The following is an 18,511-nucleotide window of genomic DNA, read 5'->3' as shown; positions in this document are numbered from 1 at the left end:
AGCTAAGAACATCGGGAGCCGTGTACACGGAAACGGGTACGCACGGATCTAACTGAGAGGTGCAGGGAATAATATCCCCCATCGACTCAACCAATCCTGGTCTTGACTTTTGAGAATTTGACTAATATTAGACAGTCGCTCAATACCAAACCTAGAAGTAAAGTAGAGCGTCGTAGAACTAATAATTGGGCGTTCTATCAACTGCGTTTGTTTGTTGAGTACAAAGCTAATATTGCTGGAGTTCCAGTGGTATTTGTTCCACCTGCTTACACAAGTCAAACCTGTTCCCGTTGTAGACATATTCACCCAATTAAGGGCAAATCTTTCCGCAGTGGTAAGTTTTTCAAATGTGGGCATTGTGGGTTTGAGCATAATGCTGATATAAACGCTGCTAAAAATATTGCTGCTTTGGGGTTGTCTGTAATCCAGCCTGAAAGTCCGGGGTTGACGTGCCAGTTGCTTGGACAAATGTCCTTGTTTGGTATGTTCGATCTGGGCTAAAGCTCAGTGTCTTTAGACCTGAGTTGCTTACTTGTACTGAGCGTAGTCATTGGCGCAGTCTCTCTAAGAGTTGTATTGGTTATTTGCAAAGGACAAAAGACAACTGACAATCTAAAATCCAAGGTCAGCTTTGGCTAGTTCCGCAGCAGCGAATACTTCTGCGTCAGGTTTTTCTTCCCAGGCTGGTTCACCAATTTCTGCATAAAAAGTTGCGTCGTAAGGGCGGGTACGGACTACTACGGGCATAGGAACGGCGTGACCTAATATTAAAGCTTGTTGTTTCGAGTCTAGCTTTGCCAACACCGATCGCAGTCCACTACCACCGGATACCCCTGTAAAAATCGCCTCAATGTCTTTTTCATCATTTAGCAAAGCGGTAATGCGAGTCCCAATTTGCGACATAACTTCATTATCTATGCCTGATGGACGTTGATCGACTACCAAAAGTGTGACAAAATACTTTCGCAGTTCGCGGGCAATAGTCCCAAAGATAGTACTTTGGACGATAGCTGGGTCAAGGAAACGGTGCGCCTCCTCAATGGTAATCATCAATGGGGTGGGGCGATCGCTTGGATTTTTGCTTTGCAGGAATTTGTCTGCTTTCTTGACGTAATGCTCGTGAATACGGCGGGTGATCATATTCGTCACCAACATATAAGAGAGCATATTAGACTGGGAACCAAATTCTATCACAACATTCTTCCCAGATTCCAAGCATTGCACAATTTTACTAATGTAATTCTGTGGGCAAACTGCTCGCATATACTTCAAGCTATCCATCCGCAAGAGTTTGCGCTGTAATGCCATAATCGAGCCTTTGTGTCCCCGCTTCTCCTCGCAGAACATCTCGATTTCTTCGTTAGTCATATTTAGCAACTGGACAATCCAAGACTTGCCAAATTCGCTATACAGAATATTGGCGTTATCTAAGGCTGCGTCAGAGAGTCCTAAATCTCGGCTACATAACTTAATATCTTCAACTTCTATTTGCTCGTAACTCAAATAAAGTTCTTGAGCATCACGCACACCCCGACGCTTTGTCGATTCCGGGTCGAGGGTATAAACTTCTACTTTACTAGGAAAAAGTTGCTTTAATCCCTTAACTGTATTAACGTTCTTCCCTTCTGCGACAGCTTCCCAACCATATTCTGAGTGCATATCAAAAATCAAGTTGACTGCTGCATTTTTACGGATAACACCAGCTAAAAGTAGCCGCGTTAAAAAGGATTTACCAGTACCAGATTTCCCAAAAACCCCATTACTCCGTTCCACAAAGCGATTCAAATCGATACAAACTGGCACATCCATATCCAATGGTTTGCCGATGGAAAAATTGCGCCTTTGGGGGTCATCTTCCCAACCAAATACCCGGCGAAAATCCTCAACACTTGCTTCGTAAACTTGACTAAAGTGACTAGGAATAGTTTTAACCGGCAACAATTCTATCGTCGTGCTGGTTTGTGGCATAAATGAAGCTAAACCCGTCACCGATGGCAGGAAAGGATTTGTCGATTTACCATTTTTTGGGGAGAAAGATTCTTCAGTTTCGGGAGTGAACATCAACATCGGCGCGAGGTTGATAGTACCATAAGTACCACTTCCGGCTAAAACATCTCGTAAAAAAGTGTCTTCCCAACTGGGGGGATTAGCAATAATTCGGGCATTAGCAGCTCCCAATGCTACATCTGTCAGCATACAAAAAAAGCGCGATCGCATCCCTTGCACAACAAGAAATTTACCCACCCGCATATCTTCCACAGAAATGTCAGGATGCAATCGTACTTCTAAACCTTCAGTTAGAGAACCTTGAATGACCGAACCTAATGGCTGTGCCGAATTCATCTGATTAGTCATTGGTCATTTGTCATTTGTCATTTGTCTTGAGTTATTATCTGCCAGTCACCAATCCCCAGTCCCAATTACCTAATCAATCTGAATCGAAGTTGGCGCACTTCCTGTTGGTGGAGTGGTACTAATTAACGGTGTGCGGAATTGGGCGTAAAGGCGATCGCGCCAGGTGAAGAATGGTGCATAATCTATATTCTCGGCAAAGATTGGCAGTCCTTTACCTCTGATAGAAGCTGGTAAATCCAGATAGGGCCCAGGAGGAAACTTGAGTAATATCGATAAGCTAGCCACTGCTAAGTCAGCTAAAGTCGGCTCATCTCCTGTTAAATAAGGACTATCTGCCAATAATAATGTTAAGGCTTCCAAATCTTGTTTTAAAGATGCGATCGCTGACTTTATAACATCTGGGCTGTAACCGACGCCAAAACCCAATACTGTCAGTAAGTCAGTAGGTACTCCTTGAACCAGACTTTTAAATATATCTGGTGTTGAGGTGGGTAATAACGACTTACGGAAATTTTGATCTTGACTTATGGCAGCAAATAATGCTTTGCGACCTTTGATGCCTATAGACTCATCCGCCCATTCTTCTATTAATAAAGTTAAACCTCGTTGTTTAGGATCTTGCGGTATTATGGGGCGATCGGGATACTCTAAATCTAAATACTTAGCTATTTCCGTAGAATCCGCAATATATCTATTACGATCCTTTAATACTGGCACTTGTTTTTGACCAGTCAGCCGGAACAATTCTACCTGTCCAATCCCAGGCGTAACCTCGATTTTGCGATAATCGAGTCCTTTAAAATCTAGAATTAGGCGCACTTTCTCTGAGTATTGAGAGAGTTCCCATTGGTATAATTCCAGCATATATACTATCTCTTGTAACTGGTCAACTTCTTAACTTTACAATTGTATCTTTAGTTTAAGTAATTTTTATTGGTATTAGTTGCTTAGTTATCTATTTAATTGAGATTAGGGTTTAACTGATGTCTGATTTTTGGCAAAATTATCAATTTAAAAAAGTATTGCTTTCTGATTGGTTAAAAAATCGAATAACTAAGTAATTTTATTCAGCATATATAAACCTAACTCTTGATTCGTGGATCTTCAACAGTTACTTCAATTTCTGTCACCGTTAGTCTAAATTAAAATATTTCAGTAATTAATTTTTCTACTTTTGCTGAATAATCAATGGTCAATTCTAAAATATAGCCTTCTTCCCTATGTGATTTATAATTTATGAATTAACTATTAATTTACGTAGAAGTTGGTATATAAATTGTCTTTTAAGTATAATTTTCTCGAAAGCTCATTCTAACTCATAACTTGTAGATATGAGATTTTTACACTTTCTTAGAATTTACATGACACCGAATAGGGCTTTCTAACTCATTTTGGTGTTATCAAGAAAATTTGCTCAACTTACATGAAATATATGGTAGATATATTTCATACTTCTCGGCGACAGTTTAAGGTTAAACATCTTATCTCAAAAGCACAAATTCTTATAAAGAAAAATCTTACTTCCCTCTTGAGTTAGATTTTGTGCATAGCAAAATGTTATAAATCTTTATGTAATCTGTGGACAAAAAGACAAACAAAATTTATGAAGACAAATTACAGCAAATTGCTGACCACGTTGGCAGGCATAGCAGGGTTGAGTAGTTTCAGCGTCCTGATGACTTTACCATCTGACGCGAAAGAGGCACTAAATCCTAACCCTAGTATTTTCAACGAAGCCCCCTATAACCGAGGTCAACGCCTTCAAACAAACACTCAATACACAACTGCTGAGGCTGTTTCTCAAATAGAAAAGGGCAATACCAAACGCAAATCGGTAGCACAGAATAGTGGTGGAACACTAAATCCTAAACCAAGTATTTTCAATGAGCCTCCCTATAAGCGTGGTGGTGGTAGTGTGACACCTAGTGAACCTACACCCCCCAGTGTACCTACACCCCCTAGTGAATCTACACCCCCTAGCGAACCTACACCCCCTAGTAAACCACCCCGCACCCCACGTCCTATCCCACAAACTCAACCTGCCACACCACCCACTCAGACACCGACTACAACTCCACCAGGGCCAGGGGCAAGCGATAATCAAGGCAAAAACTTGTTAGCGTTGGCAGAATCAAACGCTTCCTTTACCACGTTGACGAAGGCTTTGAAAGCAGCAGGATTGAGCGGAACTTTACAAGGCAAAGATAACTTAACTATTTTTGCACCCACAGATGCAGCTTTTGCTAAGTTGCCACCAGATGCTTTGCAAGAATTGTTAAAGCCGGATAACAAAGAAGTATTGCTGAAGATTTTAACTTACCATGTGGTGAGTGGTAAGTTATTGTCTACTGATTTGAAGTCTGGCGAAGTTAAAAGCCTTGAAGGTGGTGTAATCAACGTTAAAGTTGATCCTGCTACTGGTGTTACCGTTAATGATGCTAAAGTCACACAGGCAGATATCACAGGTAGTAACGGCGTAATCCACGCGATCGATCAGGTGATTTTACCTCCTGACTTGTAGTTGTGCAGTATCAGTACAACTGACAACATCATAACCAGATTGGCATAAAGTATTAACACATTAAAATTCCGTTCAGATGTTAATTTTGGACGGTTTTTTTGTTTGCAGTCAGCTTTTGATCTTTATCTTGCATTTCTAAAAGTTCAGGAATAGTAACAAACTTATAGCCCTGTTTCCGAAAGTTAGCAATAATTTCTGGTAAAGCTTGCACAGTTTTAGAACGATTACCACCACCATCATGCATTAGCACAATTCCACCTGGCTTGACCTTCCTAAACACATTATTAATTAATTTTGGTACAGCAGGACGTGAGTAGTCTACAGAATCAGATGACCAGCGAATGATGGCATATTTGCTATTTCTAGCGTAACTAGCCACCCCATTGTGCATGATTCCCCCTGGTGGTCGAAATAAATTTGTTTTAATCCCTGTCACTTGATAAATCAAGTCTGCTGTGTGGTCAATTTCATAGGCAGCTGCTTGTGGATTTAAGAATTGATACCAATGATGCCAAGTGTGATTACCAATTACCTGACCCTCAGCAATCTCCCGCTTGACTAAGCCTGGATAATTCTTCACGTTTTGCCCAATCAGAAAAAATGTCGCTTTGATCTGATTTTTTTTGAGAATATCCAGTACTTGTGCAGTACTTTCAGGCCATGGCCCATCATCAAAGGTGAGCGCAATTACTTTCTGTTCAGGAGTCAATTTTGCCGCATCAACTATTGCCCCTTGAAAACGCTGTGGCAAAGTATATGAAAAACCTTTTGTTTGTGCTTGTTGCTGCCAACTTTGAAGCATCGTCGCTTTTAGGTCTTCAATCTGCTGCTGAACTCCAACTTTGCTTGTATTCACTGTACTTTGAGCATTAGAGGAACTTAACTTAATAAGCATCATCGTGCTGACACTCACACTGCCACTCAAGACAAGCAACGTAACTAATATTTTTTGCAGACCAAAAAATGACTTATTGTCGTCCACTTTACAGCTCCTTCAAGGTCAAACTATCTTTTTTTCACAATACTTATGGCAGTTTCTACTCTGTAAGCCTTGCCATACAAGCTACAGTTATAATTGGTATATTTTTTAAAGTTAGCTCCAACCCAGACTTTGAAAAAATACTTTACCAAATGGATAATCTAATATCTATAAGCAAAACCCTCACCAAGAAGGTGAGAACCTTCTTAGGCGTTAGTTTTTGTAACTTATGGAGCATGAGGGGAATTTTGAGAACTGTAAAAGGCAATTAAAATAATGTGTAATTCAATTTTTTAACGCATATAAAAACAATAGCCACAACGCTTGCTACTTCTTAGTCGCGAAGGACTTAACTACCTATAATTTATTAATCCTACCTTATTAACTATGAATTTTAATGTAGGCTCAATATTGCATATTTTATTGACGAAATCATTGCGAAATTATGACAAAGATGTGACCTTCCTTGAGTATTGACGGTAGAGAGCAAACCTGTTAGAAAATTTCCTCGATCCCCAACCGCGCAAGACCATCGAACACCATAACCAGCTAAAATTTCTGCAAATAATGCTTTAGAGTAAGTCCAAAATTCCATACCCTTGTTTCTTAAAAAAATGACTTCTTATAAATCATCTATTTTGTGGGGCAAGATGCTCACCCCACAACAGGTAACAGGATGCTTTTTATTTAGAAATCCCTTAACGAACAGGTTACAGGCTCGACATTACATCCCGTGCAACTGCTAAAGTCTGCTCAATATCTTCTTCAGTGTGAGCAAAAGACGTAAACCCAGCTTCAAATTGAGAGGGTGCTAAGTAAACACCATGCTCTAACATTCCGCGATGAAAGCGTCCGAATTTAGCTGTATCAGACTTTTTCGCATCTTCGTAGTTATGAACTGGGCCAGAGGTAAAGAATAAGCCAAACATGGCGCTGATTTGACCGCCGCAAGCGGCATGACCAGTTTCTTTAGCAATTTGCAGCAAACCATCTGCTAGCTTTTTAGTAATCTGCTCAAGAGACTCGTAAGTACCTGGCTTTTGCAGCAATTCTAAAGTTTTAATACCAGCAGTCATTGCCAAAGGATTACCAGAAAGAGTCCCAGCTTGATATACGGGGCCAGCAGGCGCAACCATTGACATAATATCTCGACGACCGCCATAAGCCCCCACTGGCAAACCACCACCAATCACCTTACCCAAGGTTGTTAAATCGGGAGTGACGCCAAATTTTTGTTGAGCGCCACCGTAAGCAATGCGGAAGCCTGTCATCACTTCATCAAATACCAATAATGCTCCATACTCCTGAGTAAGTTCCCGTAATCCTTCTAAAAAGCCAGCGTCAGGCGCAATAAATCCAGCATTGCCGACGACTGGCTCAAGAATCACACCAGCAATCTCATCGCGGTTTTCTTCAAATAAAGCTTTAACTGCTTCTAAGTCATTGAAAGGTGCAGTTAGAGTAGTGCTAGTTGCTGCTTTAGGTACTCCCGGTGAGTCTGGCAAGCCAAGTGTGGCAACACCAGAACCCGCCTTTACTAAAAACGTATCGGCGTGTCCGTGGTAGCAACCTTCAAATTTAATGATTTTGTCTCGATTGGTGAAAGCTCGCATCAGCCGCAAAACTCCCATACAGGCTTCAGTTCCAGAGTTGACAAATCTGACCATTTCGATGCTAGGAACGGCATCGATGACCATTTCTGCCAAAACATTTTCTAGAACTGAGGGAGCGCCGAAACTAGTACCTTTTTCTAAAGCTTCATGCAACGCGGCAATTACTTCTGGATGAGCATGGCCGCAAATAGCTGGGCCCCAAGTGCCTACATAGTCTATGTATTTATTGCCATCTATATCCCAAATATACGCGCCTTTAACACGATCGAAAACGATAGGTTGTCCGCCCACAGATTTAAAGGCACGAACTGGAGAACTGACTCCTCCGGGCATGAGATTTTGAGCAGAGGTGAAGACTTCTTGTGATTTTGTTGTTTTAATTGTGGTATTTACCAAAGTTCTCTCCTAACAGTGGGCAATAAAACGCTCTATCTTAGGATAGGGTCAAACACTGCTTAGAATTTCTATCCTATAAAATTAGCTGAACCAAAAAAATAACAATACTATGTTATGCAAGTCCAATGAAGACTTGATTTTAGATATTTAATTCCAAAAAATATACCAGCTAGCCTATTCTAAATGGTATCGTGAATCCATAAATTCTTCTCATGAGAGCAAACTAGCTGGTATGTCTTCTAAGGATTCGCGATCGCTGCATTACACTATCCCGATTGAGAAAATTCGCTACGATGAACGGGGTCTGGTGCCTGCAATTGTCCAAGACTATCTAGATGGTACTGTCCTGATGATGGCGTGGATGAATCAGGAGTCGTTGCAAAAGACTTTAGAAACTGAAGAAACTTGGTTTTGGAGTCGTTCTCGGCAAGAATTGTGGCACAAGGGGGCGACTTCTGGGCATATCCAAAAAGTGCAAAGTATCCGTTATGACTGTGATAGTGATGCGCTGCTCATTGGGGTAGAACAATTAGGAGATGTTGCCTGCCATACTGGTGAGCGCAGTTGTTTTCACCAAATAGAAGGAAAAATTGCTCCACCACCAGGAGATACCTTGTCACAATTGTTTCAAATAATATGCGATCGCCGCGATAATCCTACTGAAAGTTCTTATACCTGTAAACTATTTGCAGGTGGCGATAACAAAATTTTGAAAAAGATTGGTGAGGAAACTGCTGAGGTGGTAATGGCTTTTAAAGATGATGAAGCAGATGCGATCGCAGGTGAAGTGGCTGATTTGTTATATCATACTTTGGTTGCTTTAGCTCACCATCAAGTTGATTTAAAATCGGTATATCGCAAGCTGCAAGAACGTCGTCAATAGAGGGATAAGCGTATATCTGTGCGCCCTTACTCAGCCAAAATTCGCTGAAGGTACTGTAAAATTGCCACTGCGATCGCTACACTGAAGATGAAGCCTAGCCAGTAAGTATTAGTAATAATTTGTGGTTGATCTAATGCCCATCCACCTAAGGGTTGACCAATAAAATAGCCAACACCCCAGCATAAAGCGTTGACAGAGAAATACACGCCGCGTTGATTTTCTGGGGCTAACTCAGTTACTAAAGAGGCAGCAGATGGGGTATAAGAAACAATTGCCACAGCAAATACTCCCAATGCTGATATTACCCAAAGCAGATGATGATCTGAGACTGTACCACTTAGCCAAATCAGTCCAAAACCAATTGCCCAGAAAATCGCAGAAACAGTGAGTGCGAATGTGTGAGAACAGCGTTTTAAGATGCTGGTGACAGGCAACTGACAAATAATTGCCAACACTAGATGCCAAGCAAATAGTCCGCTAATCGTAGTTTCAGTAAATCCCTTGGCAGTACTTTCGACAAGGACAAAATTTTTGAAGTAAAGCGGCAGGGTGCTGTGGATTTGAGAAATATAGATTGTAAAGAATATATTAACTACTATGTAGACTAGGAAACGCCCATCTTTTAATACTGCCTTCCAAGCAGCAAAAAGTTCTGTCTTTTCAGATTCCTCTATGTGCTGTTGTTCAGTATCATTAATCCCTACATAGACAACTCCAAAAAATAGCATAAAAGAGATGGCATCAATCACAAATAGCCATCGATAATTCCCAATGATCGCGATCAAAAACCCAGCTAGCACAATTCCGATCGCTAACCCAAGATTATCAGCTAGTCGGGCGATCGCAAAAGTTTCCCGACGATTGTCAATTTGGCTAGCGTCAGCAACCACAGCTTCAGCTGCTGGCCAATAGAAACCTATTCCTAAACCGCTAATTAAGCTACCGATTACCAAAGAAGTGAAATTATCGGTTGCAGCTAAAACTAAAGAAGCAATTGCTAAAATCGCCGTCGCTAGCAACAAAGTGCGGCGGCGTCCCCAGTATTCAGAATCAGCCAAAGAACCACCTGCAATCCGCCCGACAATGCCGGAAATCGAAGCGCTACCCAAGGCTACCCCTACACTGGTTGCAGATAAACCAAGTTGATTAACAAAAAAGATGGGGGCGTAAAACACGGTAAAGCCAGTACCAACTTCCGAGAGAAATCTACCAATTGCGAAAATCCAGACCTGGGGATGTATCGACGGCAACCATGATGATAACTGAGATTGAGAAGCTAATTTCATCAGCTTAAATGTCATAGTTTGATGACATTTTGGTAATTCTTATCATTGGCTACTATTTTCCTCACTAATTCCACAGGGTTTCCACAGGCATTTTAGCAGTTTTCCACAGGTGCTATACGAGCTAATAGGCTTCCTGCTATCTTGCTGGGGATTGTTGATTACAAATACCAAAGAAGTTTAGGGACTGAGTTTATGTGAAGTAAAGTAACAAAAAATTGGCTTAAAGTCTGATTATTTCGTTCGTATTTGTTTTTTATACAATCGTTTTTAACATTTCGCAGCATTGACAAACCCACCCCCTCTTGGCGCACAATGATGCGGCTTGCTTTTGTAATCCGTTCAACTGTTAACATCAAAGTATGTAAAATATATTACTATCAGATGTAAGTGCAGATTGTCGGGATAGCAAAAGATCCTGTGAAGCCCTAAACCGCTTTACCGCAAGCAACTTGTCCCTCTTGATTATCCTCATAGGAGGAAAATCTTATGAAAGCAACGGTTAGCATCTTTACAGAAATTCCTGAAACACTCCACGAATCCTTAAAAAACTACTTAGAAACCCATCCTGATTGGGATGAAAACAGAGTATTGACGGCGGCGCTATCATTATTTTTACTCCAAAATGGAGATAGCGATCGCCGTGCTGCGCGAGTTTATCTAGAAACTTTGTTTCACCACTCCACAGTAGAAATGCCCTGTACCGACTCACCAGCAACAGCTAATTTACTAGACACCCCATAGGTACTGGTATGAAGGGCATTATTCCCTGATGAATGGGGCACGGTATGCCGTGCCCCATTCACGGGATTTCAAGCTTATAGCGATCGGCAATATTACAATAAAAAAGATCGGTAGATTCCGATCCTTAAAAAAGTTCTAATAGTTTCTCTTATTGCCAAAGGTAGTTGGTAATAGGGCAGAATTTACCTTTGTTCTCAGTCTCCGACTGGGAATACCTATTTTGAGGCTGCTGGTTCCCTGACTTACAGTAGCAGCCCAATAAAGTAGCATTTCCAGACAGAGGCTATAAACGGAATTTTAAGGGGACTTTAGCTTAAGTTGACGCTAATGCACAGCTATGTACCCTACAAACTCCCATCTAAACGCCGTTATATTTACCAAAACAGTCACATATAAAGAAATATTTTCCAGTAAACTCTCTCCCCTGTCCACTGTCTTAAATGGATAAATAAATATCTCAAATAACTGTTTGGTCTGTATTTGAAAAATATCTACCTATTTTGATTGTCTCAATTTGTCTTTTACTAAAGCCAAAGAAATTCACTAATGGCTTCCCTAAGAGTTAACAGTCTAAGAGTTAAAAAACTCTAGACTATAAACTCAGGACTTGCCTTCCAACTACTGGGGGAGAGCGGCAGATTCAAACTTATAGCCTACGCCACGTACAGTTTGAATTAATGCTGGCTGACTAGCATCGATTTCAATCTTCTTGCGAATTTGACCGATATGAACATCTACAACCCGCTGGTCGCCGACATATTCATAGTCCCACACCTCTTGGATTAGTTCTGCCCGCCGCCAAACTCGGCCTGGATGACTAGCTAAAAAATGCAACAAGTCAAATTCTAGAGCAGTTAAGGGTACTGCTTGGTTATTAAGTGCTACCTCCCGTCGCACTGGATCGATCATAAGTTTTTCAAATACCAAGCGTTTCTGCTCGGCTGTAGTTATCACTCGCTGACGCCTCAAAATAGCTCCGACTCTGACTTCTAGCTCACCTAGCCCAAAAGGCTTAGTGAGGTAGTCGTCGGCACCTTTAGCAAAACCGCGAATTTTATCGGCTTCGTCAGCACGGCTAGTCAACATCAAAACAAAAACACCATTACGACTTTGCATCTCTTGGCAGAGGTTAAACCCTGTGACATCTGGTAAATTCACATCTAGAATCACCAAATCAGGGTTAAATTGCTCAAATAGAGTTAAGGCTGTCTTTCCATCTTCGGCAGCCTCCACCTGATAGTTCTGCTTAATCAAAAAGCGTTGGATTAAATTCCGAACCGCAGGGTCGTCGTCAACTACAAGAATCTTGGCAGGAGCCGTGACCATTACTTTGCACAAAAATTCGTAAGATTAACAAGAGAGTTGCGTAAAAACGCAGTTGCCACTTGGGGACTAATTAAGAATCTACATGGCTACGGTATAAGAATCCTGATCGTTCAAAAATAAATACTTTAATCAGGATTGTGGACAATGAGAAGGCGAAACTTCTATTAGCCAACAGTATATAAGCGCTCTGACTTTAACTGTAACCGTTTTTGATAGCAAGACACCTTCTCGATCCCAGTTAGGTGGTAACTTAAAACGTTTCAATTTTAAATCGATATGTGGATATATACCACAAGCGATTATTCAGTATAATTAAAAAAACTCTTCTAGGGCACAGTAAGTTGCCAAATTTGAAACAGTAAATTTGATTTTTTCATAAAAACGATGAATTTTAGGTACTCTCCGTTCAAATTCTAGATTAGAGCCAGAATTAGACAACGGCATGAGGGTATACACGGAGTTATAGCGATATGTTAAAGTGACTATAGTTGAAATTACAAAGTCGATCAAACTAACCCGTGCTACTATCCTGGTAGGGCATATAAATAGGTCGAGACTTTAGTTTCGATCAAAATAAAACCTAAAGCTGTTTTTTATTCGATAAAAGACTGCGGCTTGACTGAGGCTGAAGTAATAAACTCCCATGAGCGATCAAAATCCCTACGAAAAACTTGGGGTATCAGAAGAGGCTAGCTTCGATGAAATTCAGGATGCTCGAAATCGTCTATTCGATCAACATAATGGCGATACTAAGCATTTAGAAGTAATTGAGGCTGCTTACGATGCGATTTTAATGGATCGCTTGCGGATGCGCCAGGAAGGTAAAATCAAAGTCCCTGAGCGGATACGGTTTCCAGAGTTGCGAGTGCAATCGCCTCCGAAAGAAAGTCCAACCCCTCGTGAGCAGTCACCCGCATGGCTGCAACGGATGTTGGATCAGCCAACGCCTGCGGATATACTCTTACCAGGAGCTTGGTTTCTCGGTTTGAGTTCTATTAGCCTGTTCTATCCAGAGGGAGGCGATCAGGTTTTGCAGTTAGCATTGGTAGTTGGTGTAGGCACTAGTATTTACTTTCTTAATCGCAAGGAAGGCAAATTTGGCCGAGCAGTTCTGTTCACCCTAGTCAGTTTAATAATTGGCTTAATCGTTGGGGGACTAGTAGCTAGCTGGCTTTTACCACAAATATCATTTATTAGTCTGGAAACTAATCAGTTCTCTACTGTAGTGACGTTTATATTGTTGTGGTTAGTTAGCAGTTTTCTACGTTAAACCACTGCTATAAACAGGTATCTATAAAGAAGACATGGTTTATGTGTGTTCTTCTAAAATAAAAAAGTCAGGAGTCAGAATATATATTCTGACTCCTATTTTAATATTTTAATTTGCAACCCGAATGCTGGTTAATTGAGTTTTTTGCAGCTACAATACCTTTTTAAACAAGGTGTTAAGCTCTTAGAACTAAATCTACAGCAGCGCTAAAATCTTTAACGATTAAGTCGGGGTGATAAAGTTCTAGTTGGGTGCGATCGCGAATTCCAGATTCCACAGCTATCGCCTTAACCCCATAATTTTTAGCTGCGGTAATATCGGCTTCCGTATCGCCCACCATCCAGGTATCAGTAGACGGGGGCAGTTCTTGTAATGCCCTAGCCATCAACAAGGGTTTATCTTCAATATCGCGAGTTTTAACGTAGTCGTTAGTCAAGCAATAACAACGATTTTCTGGGAAAAATCTCCCTAAATCGTGTTTTTGAAAGGCATAATCTAGTTCCCGAAATCGGCGCATCGTCATCACTGCCAAATCAATTCCAGCTTGTTGAATTTTTAATAGTGCATCCACAGCACCAGGCGCGAGAGTGTCATAGTGAAAGTAAGGTTCTGTATGCACAGTTTGCCGTCGCAACTGGGCGAATTCTTGAGCTTGAGCTTCGTCTAACCCAGAATTTAAAGCGATTTGTTTTTCAGGAACACGCGATCGCTTGAACTGCCAAAATTCTGCTTTCGGAAGTTCTTGCACTACTTGATCTGGGCGACGGGTTTTCTCTAAGCAGAATTGATAAACACGGTAGTACCGTTCGGAAACGTCAATAATTGGGCCGTCGAAGTCAGTAATCAGTCTTAGCATCGGCGGAAAATGTTAATTTTTATTAAAATTATCTCAGATGTATGAGTATTTTTCGAGACTATCAAGTTCAACTAATTGTTTAGAGTCTGGCTGAATTTCAATTGATATTTTGTACTCAGGCATCATTGCAAAGTACCGCGTTTGATTTGTTCGCTTTCAATAGCTTCAAATAAGGCGCGAAAGTTACCTTCCCCAAAACCTTGAGCTTGGAAACGGCGTTCAATAAACTCAAAGAAAAATGTCGGCTGTTCAAATATTGGCTGCGTGAAAATTTGTAGTAATAAGGGTGCGGTATTTCCTCCTTCTGCGGGAGTATTTTCTTGCCAGTCCACGAGAATTTCCTGTTGAGCGATCGCTTCTAGTTCTAGAGGTGATAGCGTAATTCCTGGACGTTGTTTTAGCTGTGAGTAGTAGGTTTGGGGAACTGAGAGTAAAGATAAACCAGTGGCACGAAATTTAGCGATCGCACTCACAAGATTAGTTGTCCGCAAGGCAATATGTTGAATTCCTGGCCCCCGATTGACATCAAGAAACTCCTGAATTTGAGAATTGCTGGTAGCCGGCTCATTAATGGGCAATTGAACGTTACCATTGCGCGAAACCATTACCTGGCTGTGTAAAGCAGAACGATTAGTTTTAATTTTAAATGCTTGCTGGGGTTGAAAATCTAGGATTTTTTCGTACCAAGCCACAGCATGATCCAATTCACCAACTGCTACATTGAGCACTATATGATCTATGGCGGTAAAAGTATTGTCATTAGTCATTTGTTCACCACTGACTAATGACCTTTCTATCAATGTATGAGTCAGTCCACCCCAAGCGGCAATTTTGCCAGATTTGATGAATGTCTTACCCTCCTGGCGTTCGTGGATGGGTTGTAGAATTGTAGCACCATGTTTTTGAGCTAGGGCGATCGCGCCTTCGACATCTTTGACAGCAAAAGCGACATCTGCCACACCAGGTGGATATTGACGCAGAAATTCCGCTACTGGACTCGTAGGCAACAGTGGTGAAGACAGAAAAAAGCAAACATCACCATTTTTCACTACTTTTGTACAAGTGTGAAATGAACTGATGCGATCGGTTACTGCTTGAAAACCAAGATGGCGTACAAACCAATCCCGCCAAACTTTAGCGTCTTCTACATAGAAATGAACGTGATCAATTTTCATAGATATTGAAAATCCAGCATAACAGTTTATATATCTGTAAATTTTGCCTTTTTTGCTAGATTTCACGTCTTTCCTAAGCAAGAATTATGTAAGCGTACTCCCACTCTAAAAGAACAAATGATTATCAGGTTGAATGTTAATTTCCATTGGTACAGCTTGCGGTTCGGCAGAAAGGGCAAAGAAAATCGCATTGGCAGCAGTTTCAGGACTAAGCATTTTTTTTCGGTCTACTTTTAGGTTGACGTTATCCCAGAAAGGAGAATCTACCCCACCAAAGTAGAATAACGTGAACTTGATACCAAAACGCTTGAGTTCCTCTGCCATGCACTTGCTAAAACCAACAACACCAAACTTAGAAGCCGAATAAGCTGCGGCCATCCCCATCGAATGCTTGCCCAAAATTCCAACCACATTACAGATGTGACCAGACTTGCATTTTTGCATCTCTTCAGCAGCCGCCTGAGTAGTGTAAAAGCTGCCTTTTAAGTTGACATCTAACATCTTGTCTAAATCAGCAGGTTCTAGGCTGTTGTAGGGCTTGAGTATACCAGCACCAGCTGCATTCACTAAAATATCGATTTGACCAAACTCAGCGATGGTCTTTTTAATCAAAGAATCTACCTGTTGGGGGTCAGTAATATCAGTGGGAATGCTCAAAACTTGTCCTGGTAAATCAGCAGCCAGTGTAGTTAAACGAACTTCATCTCTAGCAGCCAGTACTAACCGGACTCCAGTAGGCGCAAGTTTTTGTGTTAAAGCTGAACCAATACCACCAGTAGCACCGATAATAACAACAACTTTATCCTGCATCGTATATTTAATATTTCTTTACATCTTTTTACATAATACAGAATTATAAGCTCAGGTTGTACGTAAACATCCAGAAAGTATCTATTCAAAGAGTAACGGCATTACCTCATATTCCTTGCCACTTATTTTTAATGTAAATGTGGGAGATGATTCTAAATATTTGGTAAAATTGACATCTAATTTTAATTTTTTAATAATTGAATTAGAAGACTCTCCGGTTATTTTCCGTAACCTGAACTTAGCTTAGACACAGATAATTTAGTTTTGTGAGACTTTGTTTGTATATCTTGAATAATTTTTAATAGTAATTTGTTTAATATTTTTTCATGATAAATTTCTGCAAAGTTTTCTTGTTTTGGAATAGATTGTGTAGATGAATTATCTATAATAAAGATAATTTTTTCAATTTTTGGTTGTTGATGATGAGATTTAATATTAATATTGTATCTTTATTGATGAAATAAACTTGTAATAATTGTAACCTATGTAATAGGGTATTAATTGAATCTTGTTCGTTTTTAATTAAGTCTTGAATTTGCTCAACCACTTTTTCCAAGGATGGAACTTTTGTTGCCATTGCCAAAGAATAATCAGTTAATTTGCTAGTATTCCGGTTTTCTATATGTAAAGTTTGCCCTTGTCCTCAATTCTCCTTGTCCCCTTGTCCTCTTCCCAATGCCCCATAATATAAGAAAGCGCTTCACACTTCTTAAATAATCAGCTTTATTAAAACAATGGCGAGAGACTTGCGGGGATTCATTAAAATTTTGGAAGAAAGAGGACAATTACGGCGAATTTCAGCTTTAGTTGACCCAGACTTGGAAATTGCTGAGATATCCAACCGAATGCTGCAAAAAGGTGGCCCAGGGTTGTTGTTTGAAAACGTCAAAGGTGCTTCCTTTCCGGTGGCGGTAAATTTGATGGGAACTGTGGAAAGGATTTGCTGGGCGATGAATATGCAGCATCCAGAAGAGTTGGAAACTCTGGGGAAAAAATTGAGTATGCTGCAACAGCCAAAACCACCGAAGAAGATTTCCCAGGCGATAGATTTTGGCAAAGTGCTGTTTGATGTGGTGAAGGCGAAACCAGGGCGAGACTTTTTCCCCCCTTGTCAGCAAGTTGTGCTTGAAGGTAATAATTTAGATTTAAACAAGTTGCCTTTAATACGTCCTTATGTTAAGGATGCTGGTAAGATTATCACGTTGGGACTAGTAATTACCAGGGATTGTGAAACTGGTACTCCGAATGTAGGAGTGTATCGTTTACAACTACAATCTCAGAATACGATGACAGTTCACTGGTTATCAGTACGGGGTGGGGCGAGGCATTTGCGAAAAGCAGCCGAACGTGGGAAAAAATTAGAAGTTGCGATCGCACTTGGTGTAGATCCTCTAATTATTATGGCAGCAGCTACACCCATCCCTGTAGATTTATCAGAATGGCTGTTTGCAGGGCTTTACGGCGGTTCGGGCGTGCAGTTGGCGAAGTGCAAAACTGTCGATTTGGAAGTTCCAGCAGATTCGGAATTTGTCTTGGAAGGAACGATTACACCAGGGGAAGTCTTACCAGATGGGCCCTTTGGCGACCACATGGGTTATTACGGCGGTGTGGAAGATTCGCCGTTAATCCGCTTTAAGTGTATGACGCATCGGAAAAATCCGATTTACTTAACAACATTTAGCGGTCGTCCACCAAAAGAAGAAGCGATGATGGCGATCGCACTAAATCGCATTTATACGCCCATACTGCGGCAACAAGTATCAGAAATTGTCGATTTCTTCTTACCAATGGAAGCTTTGAGTTATAAAGCAGCGATTATTTCTATTGATAAAGCATATCCGGGACAAGCGCGACGGGCGGCTTTAGCGTTTTGGAGTGCTTTACCACAATTTACATACACCAAATTTGTAATTGTAGTGGATAAAGACATAAATATTCGCGATCCACGTCAAGTTGTCTGGGCGATTAGTTCCAAAGTTGACCCAGTGCGGGATGTCTTTATTTTGCCAAATACACCTTTTGATACGTTGGATTTTGCCAGTGAAAAGATTGGCTTAGGTGGACGCATGGGAATTGATGCAACTACAAAGATTCCGCCGGAAACAAACCATGAATGGGGTTTGCCTTTAGAATCTGACCCAGATGTGGCGGCGATGGTAGAGAGGCGATGGGCAGAATATGGTTTGGCAGAGTTGCAGTTAGGAGAAGTAGACCCAAACTTGTTTGGCTATGATATGAAGTAAAGTTATAGGTGGCAACTGGTAAAAATCTCTACTAGATATCTTCGCTGTTTATCATTC

At 40.9% G+C, this 18,511-nt stretch carries 15 protein-coding genes and 1 pseudogene; 6 read left to right on the top strand and 10 right to left on the bottom strand.

Annotation, left to right across the window (positions count from 1 at the left end; genetic code table 11):
• The first annotated feature begins 102 nt into the window (after positions 1-102).
• On the top strand, positions 103-501 hold the full coding sequence (locus V7K79_RS08695; RefSeq protein WP_335046619.1) for an RNA-guided endonuclease InsQ/TnpB family protein: 399 nt from the start codon (positions 103-105) through the stop codon (positions 499-501).
• 111 nt (positions 502-612) lie between these two features.
• Here V7K79_RS08695 and V7K79_RS08690 read toward each other — a convergent pair whose 3' ends face one another.
• Positions 613-2,343: an ATP-binding protein gene (locus tag V7K79_RS08690; RefSeq protein ID WP_335046630.1), complete on the bottom strand. Its 1,731-nt coding sequence runs from the start codon at positions 2,341-2,343 to the stop codon at positions 613-615.
• A gap of 81 nt (positions 2,344-2,424) precedes the next feature.
• Positions 2,425-3,219: a glutathione S-transferase gene (locus V7K79_RS08685; protein ID WP_335046617.1), complete on the bottom strand. Its 795-nt coding sequence runs from the start codon at positions 3,217-3,219 to the stop codon at positions 2,425-2,427.
• A gap of 739 nt (positions 3,220-3,958) precedes the next feature.
• On the opposite strand from V7K79_RS08685, the gene V7K79_RS08680 reads away from it, so the two are divergent.
• Positions 3,959-4,876 (top strand): fasciclin domain-containing protein, encoded by a 918-nt coding sequence (locus V7K79_RS08680; protein ID WP_335046615.1) that lies wholly within the window; start codon positions 3,959-3,961, stop codon positions 4,874-4,876.
• Positions 4,877-4,955: 79 nt separating this feature from the next.
• Here the strand turns inward: V7K79_RS08680 and V7K79_RS08675 are convergent, their stop codons facing one another.
• On the bottom strand, positions 4,956-5,858 hold the full coding sequence (locus V7K79_RS08675; RefSeq protein WP_335046612.1) for a polysaccharide deacetylase family protein: 903 nt from the start codon (positions 5,856-5,858) through the stop codon (positions 4,956-4,958).
• 707 nt (positions 5,859-6,565) lie between these two features.
• A complete protein-coding gene (hemL, locus tag V7K79_RS08670) occupies positions 6,566-7,864 on the bottom strand; it encodes a glutamate-1-semialdehyde 2,1-aminomutase (protein WP_335046610.1) in 1,299 nt (432 codons plus the stop codon).
• 232 nt (positions 7,865-8,096) lie between these two features.
• Between hemL and hisIE the strand changes: the two genes are divergently transcribed.
• Entirely contained in the window at positions 8,097-8,747 is a 651-nt protein-coding gene (gene hisIE / locus V7K79_RS08665; RefSeq protein ID WP_335046607.1) for a bifunctional phosphoribosyl-AMP cyclohydrolase/phosphoribosyl-ATP diphosphatase HisIE, read from the top strand.
• A gap of 26 nt (positions 8,748-8,773) precedes the next feature.
• On the opposite strand, the gene V7K79_RS08660 is transcribed toward hisIE, so the two are convergent.
• Positions 8,774-10,048, bottom strand: coding sequence for an MDR family MFS transporter (locus V7K79_RS08660; protein ID WP_335046605.1), 1,275 nt, complete (start codon positions 10,046-10,048; stop codon positions 8,774-8,776).
• A 471-nt stretch (positions 10,049-10,519) separates the two neighbouring features.
• On the opposite strand from V7K79_RS08660, the pseudogene V7K79_RS08655 reads away from it, so the two are divergent.
• Positions 10,520-10,711, top strand: a pseudogene (locus tag V7K79_RS08655) (DUF2811 domain-containing protein); the annotation flags it as partial.
• A gap of 681 nt (positions 10,712-11,392) precedes the next feature.
• Here V7K79_RS08655 and V7K79_RS08650 read toward each other — a convergent pair.
• Positions 11,393-12,100 carry a response regulator transcription factor gene (locus V7K79_RS08650; RefSeq protein WP_335046603.1) on the bottom strand — a complete coding sequence of 236 codons (708 nt, stop codon included), beginning with the start codon at positions 12,098-12,100 and terminating at the stop codon, positions 11,393-11,395.
• Positions 12,101-12,743: 643 nt separating this feature from the next.
• Between V7K79_RS08650 and V7K79_RS08645 the strand changes: the two genes are divergently transcribed.
• Complete coding sequence (locus tag V7K79_RS08645) at positions 12,744-13,370, top strand: CPP1-like family protein (RefSeq protein ID WP_335046601.1); 627 nt, start codon at positions 12,744-12,746, stop codon at positions 13,368-13,370.
• A 175-nt stretch (positions 13,371-13,545) separates the two neighbouring features.
• Here V7K79_RS08645 and V7K79_RS08640 read toward each other — a convergent pair whose 3' ends face one another.
• The 4 genes from V7K79_RS08640 to V7K79_RS08625 all read right to left on the bottom strand — a co-directional run bounded on the left by V7K79_RS08640 (position 13,546) and on the right by V7K79_RS08625 (position 16,788).
• On the bottom strand, positions 13,546-14,226 hold the full coding sequence (locus V7K79_RS08640; RefSeq protein ID WP_335046599.1) for an HAD family hydrolase: 681 nt from the start codon (positions 14,224-14,226) through the stop codon (positions 13,546-13,548).
• A gap of 122 nt (positions 14,227-14,348) precedes the next feature.
• Entirely contained in the window at positions 14,349-15,401 is a 1,053-nt protein-coding gene (gene hppD / locus V7K79_RS08635) for a 4-hydroxyphenylpyruvate dioxygenase (protein WP_335046597.1), read from the bottom strand.
• Between the two features lie 105 nt (positions 15,402-15,506).
• Positions 15,507-16,211 carry an SDR family oxidoreductase gene (locus V7K79_RS08630; RefSeq protein WP_335046595.1) on the bottom strand — a complete coding sequence of 235 codons (705 nt, stop codon included), beginning with the start codon at positions 16,209-16,211 and terminating at the stop codon, positions 15,507-15,509.
• Between the two features lie 382 nt (positions 16,212-16,593).
• Positions 16,594-16,788 carry a hypothetical protein gene (locus V7K79_RS08625; RefSeq protein WP_335046593.1) on the bottom strand — a complete coding sequence of 65 codons (195 nt, stop codon included), beginning with the start codon at positions 16,786-16,788 and terminating at the stop codon, positions 16,594-16,596.
• A gap of 157 nt (positions 16,789-16,945) precedes the next feature.
• On the opposite strand from V7K79_RS08625, the gene V7K79_RS08620 reads away from it, so the two are divergent.
• Positions 16,946-18,454, top strand: coding sequence for a UbiD family decarboxylase (locus V7K79_RS08620; RefSeq protein ID WP_335046591.1), 1,509 nt, complete (start codon positions 16,946-16,948; stop codon positions 18,452-18,454).
• The last annotated feature ends 57 nt before the right edge of the window (positions 18,455-18,511 follow it).

Origin of the sequence: Nostoc sp. (assembly GCF_036917575.1) — a bacterium.
Lineage (GTDB): Bacteria > Cyanobacteriota > Cyanobacteriia > Cyanobacteriales > Nostocaceae > Nostoc.
Note: the sequence above shows the minus strand (reverse complement) of the source record. Positions and strands in the feature narration are given on the sequence as shown.

Excerpts from the sequence above, each read along its gene's own strand:
- V7K79_RS08690 (WP_335046630.1), bottom strand. The coding sequence starts at position 2,343 with ATGAATTCGGCACAGCCATTAGGTTCGGTCATTCAAGGTTCTCTAACT.
- V7K79_RS08685 (WP_335046617.1), bottom strand. The coding sequence starts at position 3,219 with ATGCTGGAATTATACCAATGGGAACTCTCTCAATACTCAGAGAAAGTG.
- V7K79_RS08680 (WP_335046615.1), top strand. The coding sequence starts at position 3,959 with ATGAAGACAAATTACAGCAAATTGCTGACCACGTTGGCAGGCATAGCA.
- hisIE (WP_335046607.1), top strand. The coding sequence starts at position 8,097 with ATGTCTTCTAAGGATTCGCGATCGCTGCATTACACTATCCCGATTGAG.
- V7K79_RS08660 (WP_335046605.1), bottom strand. The coding sequence starts at position 10,048 with ATGACATTTAAGCTGATGAAATTAGCTTCTCAATCTCAGTTATCATCA.
- V7K79_RS08650 (WP_335046603.1), bottom strand. The coding sequence starts at position 12,100 with ATGGTCACGGCTCCTGCCAAGATTCTTGTAGTTGACGACGACCCTGCG.
- V7K79_RS08645 (WP_335046601.1), top strand. The coding sequence starts at position 12,744 with ATGAGCGATCAAAATCCCTACGAAAAACTTGGGGTATCAGAAGAGGCT.
- V7K79_RS08640 (WP_335046599.1), bottom strand. The coding sequence starts at position 14,226 with ATGCTAAGACTGATTACTGACTTCGACGGCCCAATTATTGACGTTTCC.
- hppD (WP_335046597.1), bottom strand. The coding sequence starts at position 15,401 with ATGAAAATTGATCACGTTCATTTCTATGTAGAAGACGCTAAAGTTTGG.
- V7K79_RS08630 (WP_335046595.1), bottom strand. The coding sequence starts at position 16,211 with ATGCAGGATAAAGTTGTTGTTATTATCGGTGCTACTGGTGGTATTGGT.
- V7K79_RS08625 (WP_335046593.1), bottom strand. The coding sequence starts at position 16,788 with ATGGCAACAAAAGTTCCATCCTTGGAAAAAGTGGTTGAGCAAATTCAA.
- V7K79_RS08620 (WP_335046591.1), top strand. The coding sequence starts at position 16,946 with ATGGCGAGAGACTTGCGGGGATTCATTAAAATTTTGGAAGAAAGAGGA.